The 19408-nt window shown below is 38.5% G+C and carries 22 protein-coding genes and 1 riboswitch; of the genes, 3 read left to right on the top strand and 19 right to left on the bottom strand.

Annotated elements, in window-relative coordinates:
* Window positions 1-4: 4 nt before the first annotated feature.
* The 13 genes from sufC to A2U94_RS09475 all read right to left on the bottom strand — a co-directional run bounded on the left by sufC (window position 5) and on the right by A2U94_RS09475 (window position 12044).
* Window positions 5-790, bottom strand: a complete 786-nt coding sequence (sufC, locus tag A2U94_RS09535; protein WP_025909435.1) for a Fe-S cluster assembly ATPase SufC — start codon at window positions 788-790, stop codon at window positions 5-7.
* A 225-nt stretch (window positions 791-1015) separates the two neighbouring features.
* Window positions 1016-1381 carry a carboxymuconolactone decarboxylase family protein gene (locus A2U94_RS09530; protein WP_025909436.1) on the bottom strand — a complete coding sequence of 122 codons (366 nt, stop codon included), beginning with the start codon at window positions 1379-1381 and terminating at the stop codon, window positions 1016-1018.
* A gap of 124 nt (window positions 1382-1505) precedes the next feature.
* The gene (locus tag A2U94_RS09525) at window positions 1506-2348 is read right to left on the bottom strand and encodes a MetQ/NlpA family ABC transporter substrate-binding protein (protein ID WP_025909437.1); all 843 of its coding nucleotides are present in this window, start codon (window positions 2346-2348) and stop codon (window positions 1506-1508) included.
* 16 nt (window positions 2349-2364) lie between these two features.
* Window positions 2365-3033, bottom strand: a complete 669-nt coding sequence (locus A2U94_RS09520; protein ID WP_025909438.1) for a methionine ABC transporter permease — start codon at window positions 3031-3033, stop codon at window positions 2365-2367.
* Complete coding sequence (locus tag A2U94_RS09515) at window positions 3023-4051, bottom strand: methionine ABC transporter ATP-binding protein (protein WP_025909439.1); 1029 nt, start codon at window positions 4049-4051, stop codon at window positions 3023-3025. The genes A2U94_RS09520 and A2U94_RS09515 overlap by 11 nt, the downstream gene beginning before the upstream one ends.
* A 110-nt stretch (window positions 4052-4161) precedes the next feature.
* Window positions 4162-4268, bottom strand: a riboswitch (SAM riboswitch).
* Window positions 4269-4412: 144 nt separating this feature from the next.
* Entirely contained in the window at window positions 4413-4712 is a 300-nt protein-coding gene (locus A2U94_RS09510) for a thioredoxin family protein (protein ID WP_025909440.1), read from the bottom strand.
* A gap of 13 nt (window positions 4713-4725) precedes the next feature.
* Window positions 4726-5076 carry a toprim domain-containing protein gene (locus A2U94_RS09505; protein WP_025909441.1) on the bottom strand — a complete coding sequence of 117 codons (351 nt, stop codon included), beginning with the start codon at window positions 5074-5076 and terminating at the stop codon, window positions 4726-4728.
* Window positions 5077-5307: 231 nt separating this feature from the next.
* Complete coding sequence (locus tag A2U94_RS09500; protein WP_025909442.1) at window positions 5308-5550, bottom strand: YusG family protein; 243 nt, start codon at window positions 5548-5550, stop codon at window positions 5308-5310.
* A 108-nt stretch (window positions 5551-5658) separates the two neighbouring features.
* Window positions 5659-6042, bottom strand: coding sequence for a glycine cleavage system protein GcvH (gene gcvH, locus A2U94_RS09495; protein ID WP_025909443.1), 384 nt, complete (start codon window positions 6040-6042; stop codon window positions 5659-5661).
* Window positions 6043-6155: 113 nt separating this feature from the next.
* On the bottom strand, window positions 6156-6512 hold the full coding sequence (locus tag A2U94_RS09490; RefSeq protein WP_025909444.1) for an arsenate reductase family protein: 357 nt from the start codon (window positions 6510-6512) through the stop codon (window positions 6156-6158).
* A gap of 150 nt (window positions 6513-6662) precedes the next feature.
* On the bottom strand, window positions 6663-8447 hold the full coding sequence (locus tag A2U94_RS09485) for an acyl-CoA dehydrogenase FadE (protein ID WP_025909445.1): 1785 nt from the start codon (window positions 8445-8447) through the stop codon (window positions 6663-6665).
* A gap of 21 nt (window positions 8448-8468) precedes the next feature.
* Window positions 8469-9647: an acetyl-CoA C-acetyltransferase gene (locus tag A2U94_RS09480; RefSeq protein ID WP_025909446.1), complete on the bottom strand. Its 1179-nt coding sequence runs from the start codon at window positions 9645-9647 to the stop codon at window positions 8469-8471.
* Window positions 9648-9659: 12 nt separating this feature from the next.
* On the bottom strand, window positions 9660-12044 hold the full coding sequence (locus tag A2U94_RS09475; protein ID WP_025909447.1) for a 3-hydroxyacyl-CoA dehydrogenase/enoyl-CoA hydratase family protein: 2385 nt from the start codon (window positions 12042-12044) through the stop codon (window positions 9660-9662).
* 181 nt (window positions 12045-12225) lie between these two features.
* Here A2U94_RS09475 and A2U94_RS20610 point away from each other — a divergent pair, with 181 nt between their 5' ends.
* Entirely contained in the window at window positions 12226-12375 is a 150-nt protein-coding gene (locus A2U94_RS20610) for a YuzL family protein (RefSeq protein WP_076512331.1), read from the top strand.
* Window positions 12376-12426: 51 nt separating this feature from the next.
* Here A2U94_RS20610 and A2U94_RS09470 read toward each other — a convergent pair whose 3' ends face one another.
* From A2U94_RS09470 to A2U94_RS09445, 6 genes are all read right to left on the bottom strand, one after another.
* Window positions 12427-13344 carry a proline dehydrogenase family protein gene (locus tag A2U94_RS09470; RefSeq protein ID WP_025909448.1) on the bottom strand — a complete coding sequence of 306 codons (918 nt, stop codon included), beginning with the start codon at window positions 13342-13344 and terminating at the stop codon, window positions 12427-12429.
* Window positions 13345-13708: 364 nt separating this feature from the next.
* Window positions 13709-13957 carry a DUF2573 family protein gene (locus A2U94_RS09465; protein WP_025909449.1) on the bottom strand — a complete coding sequence of 83 codons (249 nt, stop codon included), beginning with the start codon at window positions 13955-13957 and terminating at the stop codon, window positions 13709-13711.
* Complete coding sequence (locus A2U94_RS09460) at window positions 13950-14687, bottom strand: IucA/IucC family C-terminal-domain containing protein (RefSeq protein WP_025909450.1); 738 nt, start codon at window positions 14685-14687, stop codon at window positions 13950-13952. Before A2U94_RS09460 ends, A2U94_RS09465 begins: the two co-directional genes overlap by 8 nt.
* Window positions 14680-15504: an ABC transporter ATP-binding protein gene (locus A2U94_RS09455; protein WP_025909451.1), complete on the bottom strand. Its 825-nt coding sequence runs from the start codon at window positions 15502-15504 to the stop codon at window positions 14680-14682. Before A2U94_RS09455 ends, A2U94_RS09460 begins: the two co-directional genes overlap by 8 nt.
* Before the next feature lie 31 nt (window positions 15505-15535).
* Window positions 15536-16585: a FecCD family ABC transporter permease gene (locus A2U94_RS09450; protein ID WP_025909452.1), complete on the bottom strand. Its 1050-nt coding sequence runs from the start codon at window positions 16583-16585 to the stop codon at window positions 15536-15538.
* On the bottom strand, window positions 16582-17583 hold the full coding sequence (locus A2U94_RS09445) for a FecCD family ABC transporter permease (protein ID WP_025909453.1): 1002 nt from the start codon (window positions 17581-17583) through the stop codon (window positions 16582-16584). The genes A2U94_RS09450 and A2U94_RS09445 overlap by 4 nt, the downstream gene beginning before the upstream one ends.
* A 183-nt stretch (window positions 17584-17766) precedes the next feature.
* Here A2U94_RS09445 and A2U94_RS09440 point away from each other — a divergent pair, with 183 nt between their 5' ends.
* Window positions 17767-18741, top strand: a complete 975-nt coding sequence (locus A2U94_RS09440) for an ABC transporter substrate-binding protein (protein WP_025909454.1) — start codon at window positions 17767-17769, stop codon at window positions 18739-18741.
* Between the two features lie 398 nt (window positions 18742-19139).
* The gene (locus tag A2U94_RS09435; RefSeq protein ID WP_025907485.1) at window positions 19140-19319 is read left to right on the top strand and encodes a YozQ family protein; all 180 of its coding nucleotides are present in this window, start codon (window positions 19140-19142) and stop codon (window positions 19317-19319) included.
* Window positions 19320-19408: the final 89 nt, after the last annotated feature.

Below are 19408 nucleotides of genomic sequence, written 5' to 3'. Positions count from 1 at the left end.
ATGCTTATGCTTCTTGCCCTACAGTTTCGTCTTCAATACCTAATTCTTTCTTAATCCAGTCATAGCCTTCTGCTTCTAAGCGCTGAGCTAATTCAGGACCGCCTGATTTCACAACGCGACCTTGCATCATAACGTGAACATGGTCTGGTGTAATGTAGTTTAATAGGCGTTGGTAGTGAGTAATCATTAAGCAACCAAAATCGCTACCACGTAGCTCGTTGATTCCTTTTGATACTACTTTTAACGCATCGATATCTAAACCTGAATCAATCTCATCAAGGATTGCAATAGCAGGTTTTAACATCATTAGTTGAAGGATTTCGTTACGCTTTTTCTCTCCACCAGAGAAACCTTCATTTAAATAACGTTGTGCCATATCTTGATCCATTTCTAAGAAGTCCATGTTTTTATCTAGTTGACGGATAAACTTCATTAGTGAAATTTCATCGCCTTCTTCACGACGCGCATTAATTGATGAACGTAAGAAGTCTGCATTTGTTACGCCGCTAATTTCACTTGGGTATTGCATTGCAAGGAACAGACCTGCACGCGCACGCTCGTCCACTTCCATTTCAAGTACGTCTTCACCATCAAGTGTAATGCTACCTTGTGTTACTTCATATTTAGGGTGCCCCATAATTGCTGAAGATAAAGTGGATTTACCTGTACCGTTTGGACCCATGATTGCATGAATCTCTCCGCCTTTAACTTCTAAGTTAACACCTTTTAAAATCTCTTTGCCTTCAATTGAAACATGAAGATCTTTAATGATTAAAGTTGAACCTGCCATACTAAAACCTCCAGTTATAGATGTATATACTAAAATCAGATATACCTATATCTTTTTAATTATTCTCATTTTATTCTCATTACAATCTTATAACAAATGAAAACTTATAGCAACCTTTTGAGATAAACGCTTTGTTCTTATATGTATACATATTTTACCCGTATAAAAAACGTTGCTTTCATAGGCGTAACCAACCTTTAAAGCAACGTCTGCTTATCATTTATTTTAGTGTGTTTGACGTTTTAATTCCTGCACGCATTCCTGCACTAACGTGACAGATTGACTCATCGCTGCTCCGCCACCAAATGCTGCCGAAACGCCACAAGCTTCTAAAATCTCTTGCTCAGTTGCTCCGTTATCTAAGCAACCTTTTGTATGATAAATCATGCAATATTCATTTTGAGCTACAACGCTAATTCCTAATGCAATCAGCTGCTTGTCTTTTTTAGAAACAGACCCTTCTTCAAAACAAGCCTCTGTGAAAGTGTTGAACGTTTCAGTCAATCGTGGAAGCTTTTCACTGAATGTTCCCATTCCTACCTTATAATTATGAAGTGCCTGCTCTGTTGAATGACTTGTTTCTTGTTGCATCCCTCTTGCCAACTCCATTCGTCATAGTTTTCATCATTAGTATGGATGATACAAATCGGAGTTATACTTAACGCTAAAAATAGAAAAAATCGACCAAGCCTAAACCTAGTCGATTTTAATCTGTTTATTCGTTTACAGGAAGCACTGCGCCTTTATACTTCTCTTCGATGAAGTCTTGAATTTCTTTTGAGTGAAGTACTTCTACTAACGCTTTTACTTCTTCTTTGTTTTCATCACCTTTACGAACTGTGATAATGTTTGCATATGGATTGTTTTCTTTTGATTCTACAGCGATTGGATCTTTAACAGGGTCTAAACCAGCATCTAACGCATAGTTTGCGTTAATAACAACCGCATCGCCTTCATTGTTGTTATACACTTGAGGTAATAAACCACCTTCAACGTCTGCTTTAAACGTTAAGTTTTTAGGGTTTTCTACAATATCATCAAGCGTTGCATCTTGCTTTTTAACGCCTTCTTTTAACTTAATTACGCCTTCTTTTTCAAAAATTGAAAGAATACGACCTTGTTCTGCTACTGCATCACGCATAATTACCGTACCGTTTTTCGGAAGGTCTTTTAATGACTTGTACTTTTTAGAGTAGATACCGATTGGTTCGATATGAATAGCTCCTGCACTTACAAAATCATAATTTGGGTTTTCTTCTAATACAGATTCTAGATAAGGAATATGTTGGAAGTAGTTCGCATCAATTTCTTTTCCATCTAGTGCTGTGTTAGGTAAAATATAATCTTGGAATGGTTTAATGTCTAACTCAATTCCTTTTTCCTCTAACAATGGCTTTGCTTCTTCTAAAATTTCAGCGTGAGGAATGTTTGACGCCCCCACCACAATTTTCTTTTCGTCTTCTGATGAATCTGACCCACTGCCTCCAGATGAACCACAAGCAGCTAAACCTAAAACTAAAGCAGATGATAAAGCAAATGTTGAAACCCATTTTTTCATAATATATTTCCTCCTCTTATCGTTTATCAATTTTAGACGTGATAAAATCACCAATAAACTGGATAATAAATACAATCACTAAAATTAAAACTGTCGCAACAAGGGTTACATCACTATTATTTCGCTGGAAGCCTTCTAAATATGCTAAGTTTCCTAAACCACCAGCTCCAACCGCTCCAGCCATTGCTGTATAGCCAATGAGTGCGATTGCTGTAACCGTCAAACCAGAAATTAAAGCAGGCATTGATTCTGGAAGCAGCACTTTAAAGATAATTGTGCTTGTTTTCGCTCCCATCGATTTTGCTGCTTCAATCACACCTTTATCAATTTCGCGAAGGCCGATTTCAACCATACGCGCGTAAAATGGTGCGGCTCCAACAATAAGAGCTGGCAAAGCTGCTTCTGCTCCTAGCATTGTTCCCACAATTGCTTTTGTAAACGGAATGAGCAAAATTAGTAAGATGATAAATGGAATGGATCGAAAGATGTTTACAAAAGCTCCTATAATAATATTAACGAAGCGGTTTTCCCAAAGCTGACCTTTGCCTGTTAAAAATAGAAGTAAGCCTAGCACAATTCCTAATATAAACGTGGCAACAACTGAGATACTTGTCATATAAAGTGTTTCAATCGTTGCTGCACTAAATTTATCATACGTTACGTTTGGGAATAATTCAGTTAGCATCCGTCATCACCTCAATTTCTACCTGTTGTTCACGGATGTACTCAATTACTTTATTAACCTCTGCTTCTTCACCATCTAAATGAATAAATAAGGTTCCATAAGAGCCCGTTTGTGTATAAGAAACTTTCCCTTGTAAGATGTTAATCGTGACATCAAATGCTTTTAAAATGCTCGTAATGAGCGGTTGCTCCGCTTTTCCACCTACAAATGTGAGCTGAACAATTCGACCGCTTGGATAAAGTTCCTTCACCTGCTCCACTGTCTCAAACGTTTCTTCTGGCTCTGAAATTTGCTGTACAAATCGCTTTGTAATATTTTGCTGTGGTTTACGGAATACTTCAAGTACTTCTCCTTGTTCGACTACTTTTCCATTTTCCATCACAGCTACACGATGACAAATTTTACGGATTACGTGCATTTCATGCGTGATTAAGACAATCGTTAAACCTAGCTTTTCATTAATATCAACTAGCAAATCCAAGATCGAATCTGTTGTTTGTGGATCAAGTGCCGATGTTGCTTCGTCACATAATAAGACTTTTGGGTTATTAGCTAACGCTCTTGCAATTCCTACACGCTGTTTTTGCCCGCCGCTCAGCTGAGATGGGTAGGCATTTTCTCTACCTTCTAATCCAACTAGTTTAATGAGCTCGTTTACACGTTCTGCTCGTTTGTTTTTTGGAACACCGGCAATTTCAAGTGGAAACGCAATGTTTTCTTGCACGGTACGAGACCAAAGTAAATTAAAATGCTGAAAAATCATGCTAATTTCTTGGCGAGCTTGTCTAAGCTTAGCACCTTTAATTTTCCCAATTTGATTTCCTGCTACTTCTACTGTTCCAGAAGTAGGTGTTTCTAAACCATTTAATAAGCGAATAAGAGAGCTTTTCCCTGCTCCACTATATCCAATGATGCCGAAGATTTCACCTTTTGCCACTGATAAATTAACCTGATCAACGGCCGTGACTTTCCCACTTTTAGCATCATATATTTTCGTTACATCTTGTAACGTAATCATCTTCTTCACCTTCTTTGTTGACTTGCTCTGTCTGCTTAGTGTGTCCTTGCTTTTAGAAAATAAAAAAACCTTTCTACACGTGAGCAGAAAGGTTTTTGATAAAATCCTTTCTCTCATCTTTCAAAGCTTATGCTTTGCAGGAATTGGCACCATTTCAGTTAGTCTGACGGTTGCCGGGTTTCATAGGGCACAGTCCCTCCACCTCTCTTGATAAGAGTTAACGACAAATTATTGAAATTATTTTGTTTTCATCAAATATTCATTTATTTATGTTTGTGATTCTAGCATGTGTCAGAAAGGGTGTCAACAAAAAATGCGCATAGGATAATAATCCCATGCACACCCTTAAACAAATGTTTGTTTAACTAAGACGTTCCATTACATATTCAACAGAGTGAAAAGCATACAGCTTCTGCTTCACTTCGCCATTTCTATATTCAATTAGGCATGGAACACTTTCAATTTCGAGCAAAGACGCTTTAGCAGGCATATAGTTTAAATTACTCATTCCGATTGTTAAGTCTGGAATAATCGCTTCTACTACTGTTAACATTTTTTTAGCTAGTTGGCACGTTCCACAAAGGGGTGTATGGAAAAAAATAACCGTACGCTCGTCTTTATTTAGCTTTTCGTCTAGCTGTTCCTCTGTCCACTCTTCCATGTTACTCATCCTTCTATATTAAAAATTCTGCGTTAACATCTATATTAGCACTTAAAAGTACCGTAGCAATATGATTTCTTGGGGCCGCCGCTACCTCACGATACATTTTATCGATATAAAGGTGCTCCGCTTCCGGAAGTTCTTTTTTAAACTGTTTCCGTAATTTATTGCCGGAATCATCTGAGTCAACCAAGATATACACATCTTTATCATACGTGGAATCGATAATCTCATCTAGCTTTGACAAGCTGATGGTTCCATTTGTACAAATAATCTCAATCGGTTCATTAATAATACTTTCGATTCGCTTTTTGTCAGACTTACCTTCTACAATAATTACTTTTTCAATTTCTATTAAACGCATCGTCATCACCTATGATTATCAGTTGTATAGTAACGTTATTCCTTTATGCTATACAATATTCGTTAATGTAACACAGTTCCCCTGTTTTTTAAAAGATTTTGCTGTAAAAAGAACATATATGAATTGTTTTTTATTGAAAAAATAGACTATTTTCGATCATCTTAGACTGATGGCGCCAAACCTTATGTGGTTGGCGCCATCAGTCTTGCACTCAGAGGTTTCATGCTAAATTTAGCACCAACCCTCTTCTGAATCGCAGTCCGTATACTTTTGTGTAGCTCCAGCCTGGACGTCAGCATACTGATAAATCTTGTTATTTTCTTGCGTGTAACCTGACTCTAAATTATATTGATTACCCGTTGCACCATAATTCACATGGCCAATTGATTGTTTATCTACATACAATTGCATACCATTTTCATGAAATTTTGCTGTAATTCGATCCGTTATGTCAACTTTTTTATGTTCGAACATAAAAAGACACCCCTTTAGCTTGTTTACTAAATAGAGTGCCCTTTTTGTTATAGGTCCATGAAGACAAATTATGGATATACTAAGTGAAATGTCTTAAGATGAAGTCAATTAACCTTCGTTAATCATTTCATCGTATTGTTCAGCTGTCATAAGCTTCTCAACATCTGCCGAATCAGCAGGCTTAATTACAACCATCCATGCTTTTTCATATGGAGACTCGTTTACAAACTCAGGATTATCGCTTAATTCTTCGTTTACTTCTACAACCTCACCGCTAATTGGTGCATATAGCTCTGATACTGTTTTCACAGATTCTACGCTACCAAACGGCTCGTCTGCTTCAACTTTATCGCCAACTTCTGGAAGCTCAACAAATACAATGTCACCAAGTTCAGATTGTGCAAAGTGTGTAATTCCTACCCGGCAAACTTCTCCTTCGCTTTTTACCCACTCATGCTCTTCTGAATAACGCAACTCTTTTGGTGTACTCATCTTAATCCCTCCAATAAATTATGTATGCCGCTAATGAATAGCAACGACTACCTCTTATCAGTGTAACGTAAACAACAGGTTTTTTCTATTTGAATCCGCACGGAATTTTAAATTTATTTCCACGTTGTGTCAAATTCTTCTTCTTTAAACCCTACCGTTACTTTATCACCGTCAGTTAATAACGGGCGCTTGATTAACATCCCGTCAGATGAAAGGATTTCAAGTAATTCCTCATCACTTGCTGTTGCAACTTTGTCTTTCAGACCTAGCTCACGATACTTCTTTCCGCTTGTATTAAAGAATTTCTTTAGCGGCAAGCCACTATTTTGATAATAGCTCGTTAGCTGCTCTTTCGTTGGTGGATTTTCGATAATATGAATTTCTTCATACGCCACACCATTTTGATCTAGCCATTGTTTTGCTTTTCGACATGTACCACATTTAGGATATGAATAGAATAATACGCTCATTATTTCGCCTCCTTTTTCTTCGCTTTTTCGTATTTTAACACATCCAACTTTAATTTACCTATTTTAGTTTGCAGTTAAACAAAGAAAAGCTGTGTAAAGGAGAATACTCATACTTTCCCTTTACACAGCTCTCTATTACATACTTTAAAATTACACAATAAAGCGCTCTTCTTCCAATACAACCTTTGCAATTTCTCGCTTAACAACAATAACGTTGACCGGCGTGTGACGAGTTAGCTTTCGTAATGACGAGAGCATCATACGTAGCGTATCTCCTTCTTCTACAGCAATAAGCGTTTCTTTTGCATCCGCTTCAATTTTATTAAATGCTTCTTGGCAGAATACTTTTGTATAGTTGACTTTAAGCTGATTTTTTTCTTCTCCATTTTTCAAAATTGCTTTTTCCGTACGTAATACAGCAGATTCCATTGCATATACGTTGCTTATCATGTCAGAAATATTAACTAACACCTCTTGTTCACCCTCAAGTTTTTTACCATACTTTTGAGCTGCTAGACCAAGTAGTAATAGCGCAATTTTTTTACCATTACGAACTAATAGTTTAGATTGATCTAATGCGCCTTCTCCAGCTTCTTCAGGCATTAGCATCATAAGCTCTTCCTGTAGTGACTGAGCTTTTTGTAACAATGGAAGCTCACCTTTTAAGGCTTTGCGTAAGTACGTTCCTGGCACCAATAAACGATTGATTTCATTTGTTCCTTCAAAAATACGGTTGATTCGAGAATCACGGTACAAGCGCTCAATTTCATATTCGCTCATAAAGCCATAGCCACCATGAAGCTGAACTCCCTCGTCTACTAAATAATCTAGCACTTCCGTTGCAAATACTTTATTTAACGAACACTCAATGGCATACTCTGCAATTGAGGCAGCAATTTCTTTTCCATCTTTTTGTTGCTCTTCCGATAGCTGACCCATTCTGTCTTCAAAGAGACCAACCGTACGATAAACAGAGCTTTCAGAAGCATATAATTTCGATGCCATGGTTGCAATCTTTTCTTGTGTTAACGAAAATTTTGCAATCGGTGTCTTAAACTGTTGGCGTTGATTCACGTATTCAGAAGTTAATTCTACCGCACGCTTACCAGCTCCTACTGCCCCTACACCTAGCTTATAGCGACCGATATTTAAGATATTAAACGCGATGATATGACCTTTTCCAATTTGTCCAAGTACGTTTTCTTTTGGTACATGTGCATCTTCTAAAATAAGGGTACGCGTTGAAGAGCTCTTAATACCCATTTTCTTTTCTTCAGGACCAACAGATACACCCGCATAGTCACGTTCAACGATAAACGCTGAGAACTGCTCTCCATCTATTTTCGCATACACAACAAATACATCAGCAAAACCAGCGTTTGTAATCCATTGTTTTTCACCATTTAACACGTAGTGAGTACCTTCTGCATTTAGACGAGCGACTGTTTTCGCTCCCAATGCATCTGAACCTGATCCTGGCTCTGTTAACGCATACGCGGCAATCTTACCTCCAGTTGCTAAATCTGGTAGATACTTTTGCTTTTGCTCCTCTGTTCCGAACAACACAATCGGAAGAGAACCGATTCCAACATGTGCACCGTGTGTGATAGAAAATCCGCCTGCACGCGACATTTTTTCAGCAATTAATGCCGATGCAATCTTATCTAATCCAAGACCTCCATACTCTTCTGGAACATCAGCTCCTAGTAATCCAAGGTCACCGGCTTGCTTTAATAGCTTTACTGAGCGATCAAACTCATGCTTTTCTAAAAATTCTACTTGCGGTATTACTTCGTTCTCAACGTATTCATCCGTTGTTTTGGCAATCATTTTATGTTCACTCGTGAAATCCTCTGGTGTATATACTCGCTCTGCTGAAAGATCGTTAATTAAAAAGCTACCACCTTTAATTGTTTGTTCCGTTTGGTTTGCCATCTCCATATCCCCCTTATTTCATTAAGCTAATAATTCAAATACACCAGCAGCGCCCATCCCGCCACCAATACACATCGTTACAACGCCAAATTGTTCATTTCTTCTCTTCATTTCATGCAATAAACTGAGCGTTAATTTTGTGCCGGTGCAGCCAAGTGGATGGCCCAGAGCAATTGCTCCACCGTTAACATTCACACGATCTTCGTCAATGTTCAATTCACGAATAACCCCTAACGCTTGAGATGCAAAGGCCTCGTTTAACTCAAATAGTCCAATATCTGAAAGTTCAAGTCCCGCTAGCTTTAATGCTTTTGGAATAGCTGCTATTGGACCAATTCCCATCACTTCTGGTGGAACGCCACCAACTGCAAACGAACGAAACTTTGCTAGCGGACGCAAACCTTCTGCATCTGCTTGTTCACGGTCCATTAGCATTACGGTAGCAGCTCCATCACTTGTTTGCGATGAATTCCCTGCCGTTACCGAACCCGTCATAGAAAATGCAGGTCGTAACTTGCTTAAAATTGCTGCTGTTGTCCCTTCACGCACTCCTTCATCTTGTGAAAAAACAACCTTATTTTCTTCCATTTTATTTTGACTATTTAACCTTCTCATCGTCACTTCAACAGGTACAATTTCATCTTTAAACTTGCCTTCTTGAAGAGCTTTAGCTGCTTTTTGATGACTTCTTACAGCAAATGCATCTTGGTCTTCACGTGAAATGCCATATTTCAGCGCAACTTGCTCAGCTGTATGCCCCATTCCCATGTAATATTCAGGTGCATTTTCTACCAGCTGTACATTCGGGCGAGCCACATTTCCAAACATCGGAACCATGCTCATAGACTCGGCTCCTCCAGCCAATACCGTCTTGGCCTGCCCTAACATAATGCGCTCTGCTCCATAGGCAATACTCTGTAACCCTGAAGAGCAATAACGATTAATTGTAATCGCTGGAACGGTATATGAAAGTCCCGCTAACGCTCCGATATTACGAGCCATGTTCAAGCCTTGTTCGGCTTCTGGCATGGCACAGCCAATAATTAAATCGTCAATTGGTCCTTCATAGCCTCCTGCTCTTCTCAGCGTTTCCTTTACCGTAATTGCACCTAAATCATCAGGACGAACCGTAGCAAGCGTACCTTTTTTCGCTTTTCCAACCGGTGTTCTAGCACCGGCTACAATTACCGCTTCTCTCATTCCTTCTCCCCCTTAGTTACGCAATGGTTTCCCTTTTACTAGCATATGTTGCATACGTTGTTGAGACTTCATCTCTCCCACTAAGCTCAAGAATGCTTCTCTCTCTAAATCTAGTAAATAATCTTCGTCTACTTTTGTTCCATAAGGTACGCGTCCGCCAGCAATAACAAACGCTAATTTCTTCGCAATTTCATAATCATGATCAGAAATGAAGCCTGAATACTTCATTGATTGAGCTCCTAACAATAAAGTTGCATATCCCGTTTCACCAACGACCGGCACTTTTTCACGAATCGGTGGCTTATAACCGGCCTGAGATAATGACAGAACAGACTGCTTTGCTTCATGAAGCAAATGGTCTTGGTTTGAGGTGATGCCATCTTGGTGATTTAAGAAATTTAGCTCTCTTGCATGAAGAGCAGAACTAGAGACTTTAGCTGTGGCAATCGTTTCAAACGTTTTATTTGCAATTTGCTGCAAATCTAAGGTCACATCATTTGGAAGACCTTTTAACTGCTTTAAGTAAAGCTCTTTGTTTCCACCTCCACCTGGAATTAAGCCAACTCCGACTTCAACTAACCCCATATATGTTTCAGCAGATGCCTGAACTTTAGCAGTTGGTAAACAAATCTCTGTTCCTCCGCCAAGCGTCATCGCAAACGGTGCTGCAACGACAGGTTTTTCATTATATTTTACTTTCATCATCGCCTGTTGGAACTGACGAATAACAAATTCAATTTCAAAGAAATTATCGTCTTGAGCTTCCATTAAAATCATGGCTAGATTCGCACCCACGCAGAAGTTTTTACTTTGATTTCCAATCACTAGACCTCTGTAATTCCGATTCACTTCCTCTAATGATTCATTTAGCAGCTGAATAATATCTAGACCAATAGCATTGTTTGGTGATGTGAACTGCAAGCACGCCACATCATCTCCTAAATCAATTAAACTCGCACCACTATTCTTTTTAATGACTTTATCTTGCGCTTTTAATGCTGATAGATGGACAATTTTTTTGTTTTCCACAACTGGTTTATATTCGTTTCGATCATAATAAATTTTCTGTCCATCTAGCTCTTTATAAAATGCAGAAAATCCGCTTTCCTTCATTTCCTTGATCCAGTCAGGCATTTCTAACCCTTCGGTCTCCATTTTTTCAATCGCAGAGGTGAATCCAATTGCATCCCATGTTTCAAATGGACCATAATCCCAGCCAAATCCCCACTTCATCGCTTGATCAATAGCCACAATATCATCTGCAATTTCATCTTTTAACTGGGCTGAATAAAGTAAGACTGGGCTAATGATTTTCCATAAGAAGGACCCAGCACGGTCATCCGAATATAGAAGCGCTTTCATTTTATTGGAGAATCCTTTTGTTTGTTTACTTAATTCAACAGACGCTGTTCTAAGTTTTTTACGCTCTTCATACTGTAAAGTATCTGGATTTAACTCTAGAATTTCTTTGCCTTTTTTCAAGAAGAATCCTTGACCAGACTTACTTCCCAGCCAGCCGTTTTGCTGCATTATTTTCATAAATGCAGGAATGTTAAAAACCTCTTTTTCTTTTCCATCCACTTTATCGTAGACGTTATTAGCCACATGAATAAACGTATCAAGTCCTACAACGTCAAGCGTTCGGAACGTAGCGCTTTTAGGTCTTCCAATGAGTGGTCCCGTAATGGAGTCAACTTCACCAACGCTATAGCCACCTTTAAGCATTTCTTGAACTGTTACCAGCAAACCATAGGTTCCAATTCGATTTGCAATAAAATTAGGCGTATCTTTTGCAAGGACAACGCCTTTTCCAAGAATGTTTTCACCAAAATCCTTTATATATTGAACAACTTCTTCTTTTGTATCTTCAGTAGGAATAACTTCTAATAACTTTAAATAACGCGGTGGATTAAAGAAATGTGTTCCTAAGAAGTGCGTTTTAAAATCATCAGATCGACCGCTTGCCATTGCTTCAATTGAAATACCTGAAGTGTTTGAACTTATAATAGTTCCTGGCTTCCTTACCGCATCAACTTTTTCAAAGAGCTGTTGTTTTACATCTAATCTTTCAACCACCACTTCAATGATCCAGTCACAATCGCTCAGCTTTTCAAGGTCATCTTCTAAATTTCCTGCCTGAATGAAAGCCACTCGTGATTTGGCCATTAAAGGAGCAGGCTTCTGCTTAGCTAAATTTTTTAATGCCGTTAAGCTCATTCGATTACGTACCTGTGGACTTTCTAGCGTCAGTCCACTTTTGGTTTCTTCCGGATTTAATTCACTGGGCACAATATCCAATAGCAAGGTTTCGATTCCCGCGTTTGCTAAGTGTGCTGCAATGCCAGATCCCATTACCCCTGAGCCAATTACAGCTGCCTTCTTAATTTTAAAGCTCATTCTTACATCCCCCTCTATACATTGAATGAATAGTCATTCATTTTATAATTAAAAAAAAGAGAGCTACTTTTAATCTCTGATATTACTATAAAACATTTTTTAAATTTTCGCAATATACGAACGTAATTATTTACAACTATTTTTTATTTCTTTGGTTATATTAAACCCAGGAGGTGATACCATGTCACGCTTAAAAAAAGATCCTTCATCAGCAGGTGTAAGCGCAGCTAGCGTTAAAGGAAATGCTGGCCCAACACAAGAAGTGCATAATCACGGTAAAAAAACATCTCAAAATCAACAATATGGAAAACAAAATATGCAGGATAATTAAGCTATAGATCGAACAAGGAGGTATCGTCTTGTTCGATCTTTTTCATGAATATTATTTTTTCACAATGCCCTTTAAAATAAAAGCTACATTCGCTGGACGCTCAGCTAGCCTTCTCATAAAATATCCGTACCAATCCTTCCCGTACGGTACATATACACGCATCGTATATCCTTCTTTCCTTAACTGCTTTTGACGCTCGGGTCGAATACCAAACAACATTTGAAACTCAAATTGATCACGCGGAATATCATGAATGACTGCTAACTTCTTTGTATACTCAATAATTTGATCATCATGCGTTGCAATTGCTGTATAGTGACCATTAAGCAAGTGTAATTTAATGAGATTCTTAAAACTATCATCTACATCAATTTTATCTGGAAAGGCAACGGCCGCTGATTCCTTATATGCTCCTTTTACTAGTCTTAGGTTTGGAGCGTATCCACTCAGGGTTTTAATATCCTGCTCTGTTCGATATAAGTATGCTTGAAGCACCGTACCAACATTATCGTAGCGCTTTTTAAGTTCTTTAAAAATATTAATGGTCTTTCCGCAGCGGTGGTAATCTTCCATATCAATTGTAATGAATACATTATATTGTTTTGCTTCCTTCAAGATGTATTCCATGTTTTTCATCACTAACTCTGTGGAAATATCTAAGCCCATTGATGTTAACTTTAATGAAAGCTGAGAGCTAAGCTTCTCTTGGTGAATGCGTCGAATTGCTTGGATACAATGTTCCGTCATATAACCAGCCTCTTCTTCCGTTGTAACAAATTCACCCAAGTGATCAATTGTAACATCCAGCCCTTGGTCATTTAGTTCACGCACTACGTCTACTGCTCCGTCAATTGTCTCACCTGCTACAAAACGCGCGGCTCCAAAGCGTAAGCCATAATGCTTCGCTAACTTTGTTAACATTTTATTTTGAGATAAAAATAAAAAAAAGTTGCGCATCGTTTGTTCCATAGCATTTCCCCCGATTTTTTATCTTCTGAGCTTATATTAAAGCTTCCACCCTTCACCGAACCGTTTAATATAGCAGTTATTATACATTTTAACATTTTTTTGAAAATAGAGATACATTCAACTAGCAACTTGTCGTCTTTTCTTTACTAGTATATGTACCTTATTTTTGTCCCGTTCTGCAATTTATTTAGACAAAAAAGAGGATGGGACATAACAAAACAAATTTCCCAAAAAAAGAACGTTCTATTCCACTCTGTTTCCAACATTGTTTTCACAATCAACAAAAAACCTAAACGATTAAAAATGAGGAACTCTCAATCGTTTAGGTTTATCATTGACTGAATTACTTATGTCCCAGCCTCTTTTAGCTTTTGCTTTCACGAAGCTCTTCGTTTAAGCTTTTTATTTCTTTAATTAGTTCGACCATCTCTTGCTTAGCCTCAGGATATTGATGATTCCAATGCTTAATTAACGGTGGCATTGACTTTGAAATATATGTATACAAAGCCCACTTCTCAATCTTATCCTTTAAATCTGGATTTGTTTCTCCCACCATGAGCTCCGTATATTTTTCTAGAAGTGCATCAAACTTCTCGTTAAATTCTTTATCCATAAATTGGCGCCTCCTTGTCTTGTGCTCGACATAAAATGGGACAGCTTTTACAATACTTCTTCTTTCCAGCCAGCTGATAGGATAGACAGCACGTTTGACGACTTTTTGCTCTTGTATAGCACCTTAAAGGGTTGACTTCATATTGACCAAACTGATTACCCGCTGCTTCATAGAAAAGATAAGTAAAGTCATCTTCTAACTGAAGCTGATTGACGTTATTATCTTTTTTTAATTGGTCATATAGCCAAAGTAGGTACACGGCAATATTTTCCCACAGCACCCTTTTTGAAATACCTGTATATTGATTAAGTGGATTCCAGATTGACTCAAATCCTTCAGACAAGAGTTCAGTCACTATTTCTTTTCGTTCTTCGTTTCGATTCGCTACGTCAACTTGAGTAATGGCTTGTTCCGGGTAATAGACTTGAGGTAACCATAACCCATCATCTTCACACTCTGCTTGTAAAGAAAGGCGCTGCACGTCGACTCTTTTTTGACATACAGAAAAGGCATATAAGCAGCCTGCTGCTACAAACCCTAATCTTTTTGCAAAAATAGAAGCGACCACTCTTAAGTTGGGCGCTTCTATCTTGTCTTGAATAAAAGAGAGAGCACTCTCCATCTTCCGCTCATCAGCAAGATCTGCTATCTTCATCTCATAGGCTGACGTTTGTATAAAAGTAGCTCTAAACTTCTCTGCTAACGCTTGCTGTTCTTTTTTATTAAGCATGCTGGAGTTCAGCTCCAACCTTTTGAACCACACATCTTCCTCTGCCGTGCGGAATACAAAGCGGTGTCCCAAAAAGCGGGTCAACTGTTACTTCACAATTCATATTAAACACATTACGAACCAGCTGACACGTAATCACTTCTTCAGGTTTTCCCTGCGCATAAATTTGTTTGTCCTGAAGTGCTACAATATGGTGAGCATAACGACATGCTAAATTTAAATCATGTAAAACCATTACGATTGTTCGCTGTTCTTTTTCATTTAATTCAAACAGCAAATCAAGGATTTCAATTTGATGAGTCATATCCAAATACGTTGTTGGTTCGTCAAGCAAGATAATATCCGTATCTTGAGCAAGAGTCATAGCAATCCAAGCACGCTGCCTTTGCCCTCCAGATAAAGAGTCTACCTGACGATCAGCTAAATCACTTAGCCCTGTCGATTCTAGCGCTTTTTGAACCTTTTCTTCGTCTTCTTTCGACCATTGGCGAAACCAATTTTGATAAGGGTAACGCCCCTGCTTCACAAGCTGTAAAACAGTAAGACCCTCAGGTGCTACCGGTCCTTGAGGTAGGATAGCTAATTGCTTAGCAATTTCTTTTGTTGGCAAAGATGATATTTTAGATCCTTCTAACAGAACCGAACCTGTTTGCGGCTTTAAAAGCCGAGCAAGTGAGCGTAACAGCGTTGACTTCCCACAGCCGTTACTTCCGATAAAAACCGTAATCTCTCCTTTAGGAATCTTCAAATCTAATTCATTGATAATCATTGTTTCTCCATACGACAAGCTTAACGACTTTGTTTCTAATGAATGCATGACTTTCACTCCTTTTTTGAAAAGATTAAGTTTAGACGTTACGCTGCTTATATAACAAGTAGATAAAATATGGTGCTCCAATTGCTGCTGTGAAAACACCTGCTGGTATTTCAAGCGGTAAAAAGAACGTTCTTCCTACTAAATCTGCAGCCACAATTAAAATTGCACCAATCAGTGCCGATAATGGAAGCAATACTCCAAACGACGAGCCAACGAGGCGGCGAGCAATATGAGGTGCTAATAGCCCAACAAAGCTAATACCTCCAGCAAACGCGACGGCGGTACCCGTTAGTGCCGTACTCATTACAAGCAGCATTAAGCGGTTTTTTTGAACATGACTTCCCACATTAATAGCAACTTCTTCACCCAGCTCTTGAATATTCAGGTTACGAACCATAACCAATGCAATAATGATTAAAATAACAGTAATTGGAGCAATCGTATATACATTTGTCCAGTTTGATCCATATACGCTACCAGTAATCCAAATATTCGCTTGGCTCGCTTGATAAATTGGACCCATAATCATAAATAAGGTTGTCATTGCCTTGGTCAAAGCGGTTAAGCCGATGCCAATCAGTACTAAGGTAATCGGTGATACTCCGTTTCGCCAAGCGAAAATATAAAGCAAGATTGCTACAATTAAAGCGCCTAAAAATGCGCTAAGCGGCAGCCATTGAATGCTAACTGTTAGGGAGTTTTTCTCGTCGCTAAATAATGCTAAAAATAAAACGACTCCAACAGAAGCTCCTCCCGTTAAACCAATTAAGTCTGGTGATGCCAAAGGATTACGAACAAGACCTTGAAGAATGGCTCCTGCTGCCGCTAAGCAAATGCCTGCACAAATAGCGACAAGAATACGAGGTAACCGAAATGACGTGACCACTAATTTTTCAAACTCAAGGCCCTGCCCAAATAAAATTCCGATAATTTTATTTGGGCCAATGAACAATTCACCCATCCCAGCACTTAATACAAAGAGTGCAAACAGTAACAACGTACAAACTGAAATAATAATTGTAGCTTTTATATTTAGTAAAAAAGAGAGATTTTTTAAACGAATCGGTTGATATTTCTTCATGCTTTAGCGCCCTTTCTTGCTAAATAAATAAAGAATGGGGTTCCAATAAAAGCAGTCATAACGCCAACAGGAATCTCTTCCGGCATAATAACATAGCGAGCTGCAATATCTGCAATTAACAGCAAAATCCCCCCTGCTACTGCGCTATAAGGGAAAATCCAACGATAGTCGTGGCCCACAAACGCTCTTACGATATGAGGAATGATAATACCTACAAAGCTAATAGGGCCTGCAATGGCAACGGCTCCTCCTGCCAAGATGGCAATGAGTATACCTGCTGTTAGTTTGACAGCAACGGTTCGCTGCCCTAAACTTCTCGCCACATCTTCACCCATATTTAAAATATTTATTTTCCCTGCCAGAATAAATGACACGATAATTGCGACAGCAATATAAGGTAGTACGCCATACAACACTTCTAGTTTACGCCCTTGTACTGAACCTGCTAGCCAATACAGTACTTGATCGAGTGCTGTTTCATCCAATACGAGTAAACCTTGTGTTAAAGAAGAAAAAAACGCAGCAATTGCTGCTCCAGCAAGCGTCATTTTTATAGGCGTTAGTCCTTCTTTACCAATCGAGCCTAACAAATACACTGCTACTACGGTTAAAGCCGCTCCAACAAATGCAATCCACGTAAAGGCTTGCAGAGAGTTTACTGAAAAAATCATGATGGCAACCACGATAAAAAAACCTGCTCCAGCATTCACACCAAGAATATCAGGGGAAGCAAGCGGATTTTTCGTTAACGCTTGCATCATTGCGCCTGCAATCCCAAGACATGCACCTACAACAGCACCTATTAGAGCACGTGGTAATCGAACATTTTGTATAACTAAATGTTCGTTTGAACCATCGAACGACTGGAACGCATTTATAGCTGTTTTTATGCTTGTATCTGTATAGCCTAAGACAATGCTTAAACCAATACAAATTAGTAGAAAGATTATACTTAAAATTAAACCAGTTACTCTCATTTTTCTATTTTGCAAAATCATCTTCATTGCTCCTCTAAGGTAGCCTATTTAACTATTACTTTCTTTTAGTTTAGGGAACATTAAAATGAGTGTCAATGACTTTGAGAATCATTTTCAACTTTTTATTGACAGCCTTTAATTTTTGCAATATTATCATAGTTACAATTGAAAATCATTATCAATCATACATAGGGGGTTCATTAAATGAAAGCGTCTAAAGTGAAATATTTATTCTCACTGATGGCTGTAATGGTTCTTGTTTTCTTAGCAGCTTGCGGTAATTCATCATCTGAAGGTGAAAAAGAAAACAGCGACAGCGCAGCAAAAGATCAGTCTTATACAATTAAACACGCAATGGGTGAAACAAAAATTGACGGAACGCCAAAACGTGTTGTTATTTTGACAAATGAAGGTACGGAAGCACTATTAGCTATGGGTGTTAAGCCAGTCGGAGCAGTAGAGTCTTGGTTAGGAGATCCTTGGTATGACCATATTAAAGACCAAATGGAAGGTGTTAAAAGCGTAGGTACTGAAAGCGAACCTAGTCTTGAAACGATTGCATCTTTAAAGCCAGACTTAATTATTGGTAACAAAATGCGTCAAGAAAAAGTGTATGATCAATTAAGCCAAATCGCACCAACTGTTTTTGCTGAAGAACTAAGAGGCGACTGGAAAGAAAACTTCAAGCTTTACTCAAAAGCAGTAAATAAAGAAGATGAAGGTAAAAAAGTATTAGCTGACTTTGATAACCGAGTGGCTGATTTAAAAGAGAAGCTTGGAGACCAAAAGAAAGAAGAAATTTCAGTTGTACGCTTTACAGCTGGCGATGTACGTATTTATCATAAAGATTCATTTTCTGGTGTAATTCTAGATCAACTTGGCTTTGCTCGTCCTGAATCACAACAGCAGAACGACTTAGCTGAAATGAACGCAACAAAAGAGCGTATTCCAGCGATGGATGGAGATAAATTATTCTACTTCTCATACGAAACTGGTGATGGAGAAGCTACAAAGGTAGCTGAAGAGTGGACCAACGATCCATTGTTTAAAAACTTGAACGTATCAAAAACAGATAGCGTGTATCCTGTAGAAGATGCAATCTGGAATACTGCTGGTGGTGTATTAGCTGCGAATATCATGCTAGATGATATTGAAAAAGTATTTTTATCTGAAAAATAAACAACAGGAGGCTGGGACATAAGTAATTCAGCCAATGATAAACCTGAACGATTGAGAGTTTCTCACTTTTAATCGTTCAGGTTTTTTGTTGATTGTGAAAACAATGTTGGAAACAGGGTGGAATGGAGCGTAGGACACTCGACTCCTGCGGGAAAGAGAGGGAAAACTGAGATCCCGCAGCGCAGCGAGGAAGCTCAGGTTCCTCCCCGCGGAAAGCGAGTGGCCGTAGCGCAATGGAACGAACGTGTTCAGACAAACCAAAGAGATTGGAACAGCTATTGTTCGTCTCTTAGAAGCAATCATTTTGTTATGTCCCAAACTCTTTTTTTGTATATATCTTTCCCTACTCACACAAACTGAGGAAGAAGTTTATTTCACTAAGGAAAGGAAGATACAATATGAATAAAAATGAAAACCAAAAACAAATTAAACCCGTCAATACAAATGATTTAGCAGGACGTCAATTTAAAGCTGCAGACTACAAAAATTCAGATGAAGTATCACAAGGCCTTTCTGAAACGCATGAACAAATGAGCGACACTTACCAAGAAGGTACGATTGAAGACACAAATCGCTAATGCTACAAAGACGCTTACTAGCGTCTTTTTTTTCATTCTCTACCCTCTCACTTTTGCCAAACTCAAAATTACTAGTGACAAAATGTAAA

The sequence above is a fragment of the Bacillus sp. VT 712 genome, from assembly GCF_001614195.1.
GTDB lineage: Bacteria > Bacillota > Bacilli > Bacillales > Bacillaceae_H > Priestia > Priestia flexa.
This window is presented reverse-complemented; position numbering and strand designations above follow the sequence as displayed.

What these genes read in the sequence shown, in the direction of transcription:
- A2U94_RS09490 (WP_025909444.1), bottom strand. Translation starts at nt 6,512, where the DNA reads ATGAGCGTATTATTCTATTCATATCCTAAATGTGGTACATGTCGAAAA.
- A2U94_RS09445 (WP_025909453.1), bottom strand. Translation starts at nt 17,583, where the DNA reads ATGATTTTGCAAAATAGAAAAATGAGAGTAACTGGTTTAATTTTAAGT.
- A2U94_RS09520 (WP_025909438.1), bottom strand. Translation starts at nt 3,033, where the DNA reads ATGCTAACTGAATTATTCCCAAACGTAACGTATGATAAATTTAGTGCA.
- A2U94_RS09455 (WP_025909451.1), bottom strand. Translation starts at nt 15,504, where the DNA reads ATGCATTCATTAGAAACAAAGTCGTTAAGCTTGTCGTATGGAGAAACA.
- A2U94_RS09480 (WP_025909446.1), bottom strand. Translation starts at nt 9,647, where the DNA reads ATGAGAGAAGCGGTAATTGTAGCCGGTGCTAGAACACCGGTTGGAAAA.
- gcvH (WP_025909443.1), bottom strand. Translation starts at nt 6,042, where the DNA reads ATGAGTACACCAAAAGAGTTGCGTTATTCAGAAGAGCATGAGTGGGTA.
- A2U94_RS20610 (WP_076512331.1), top strand. Translation starts at nt 12,226, where the DNA reads ATGTCACGCTTAAAAAAAGATCCTTCATCAGCAGGTGTAAGCGCAGCT.
- A2U94_RS09485 (WP_025909445.1), bottom strand. Translation starts at nt 8,447, where the DNA reads ATGGCAAACCAAACGGAACAAACAATTAAAGGTGGTAGCTTTTTAATT.
- A2U94_RS09500 (WP_025909442.1), bottom strand. Translation starts at nt 5,550, where the DNA reads ATGTTCGAACATAAAAAAGTTGACATAACGGATCGAATTACAGCAAAA.
- sufC (WP_025909435.1), bottom strand. Translation starts at nt 790, where the DNA reads ATGGCAGGTTCAACTTTAATCATTAAAGATCTTCATGTTTCAATTGAA.
- A2U94_RS09475 (WP_025909447.1), bottom strand. Translation starts at nt 12,044, where the DNA reads ATGAGCTTTAAAATTAAGAAGGCAGCTGTAATTGGCTCAGGGGTAATG.
- A2U94_RS09530 (WP_025909436.1), bottom strand. Translation starts at nt 1,381, where the DNA reads ATGCAACAAGAAACAAGTCATTCAACAGAGCAGGCACTTCATAATTAT.
- A2U94_RS09465 (WP_025909449.1), bottom strand. Translation starts at nt 13,957, where the DNA reads ATGGATAAAGAATTTAACGAGAAGTTTGATGCACTTCTAGAAAAATAT.
- A2U94_RS09515 (WP_025909439.1), bottom strand. Translation starts at nt 4,051, where the DNA reads ATGATTACGTTACAAGATGTAACGAAAATATATGATGCTAAAAGTGGG.
- A2U94_RS09470 (WP_025909448.1), bottom strand. Translation starts at nt 13,344, where the DNA reads ATGGAACAAACGATGCGCAACTTTTTTTTATTTTTATCTCAAAATAAA.
- A2U94_RS09510 (WP_025909440.1), bottom strand. Translation starts at nt 4,712, where the DNA reads ATGGAAGAGTGGACAGAGGAACAGCTAGACGAAAAGCTAAATAAAGAC.
- A2U94_RS09440 (WP_025909454.1), top strand. Translation starts at nt 17,767, where the DNA reads ATGAAAGCGTCTAAAGTGAAATATTTATTCTCACTGATGGCTGTAATG.
- A2U94_RS09450 (WP_025909452.1), bottom strand. Translation starts at nt 16,585, where the DNA reads ATGAAGAAATATCAACCGATTCGTTTAAAAAATCTCTCTTTTTTACTA.
- A2U94_RS09525 (WP_025909437.1), bottom strand. Translation starts at nt 2,348, where the DNA reads ATGAAAAAATGGGTTTCAACATTTGCTTTATCATCTGCTTTAGTTTTA.
- A2U94_RS09460 (WP_025909450.1), bottom strand. Translation starts at nt 14,687, where the DNA reads ATGCTTAATAAAAAAGAACAGCAAGCGTTAGCAGAGAAGTTTAGAGCT.
- A2U94_RS09435 (WP_025907485.1), top strand. Translation starts at nt 19,140, where the DNA reads ATGAATAAAAATGAAAACCAAAAACAAATTAAACCCGTCAATACAAAT.
- A2U94_RS09505 (WP_025909441.1), bottom strand. Translation starts at nt 5,076, where the DNA reads ATGCGTTTAATAGAAATTGAAAAAGTAATTATTGTAGAAGGTAAGTCT.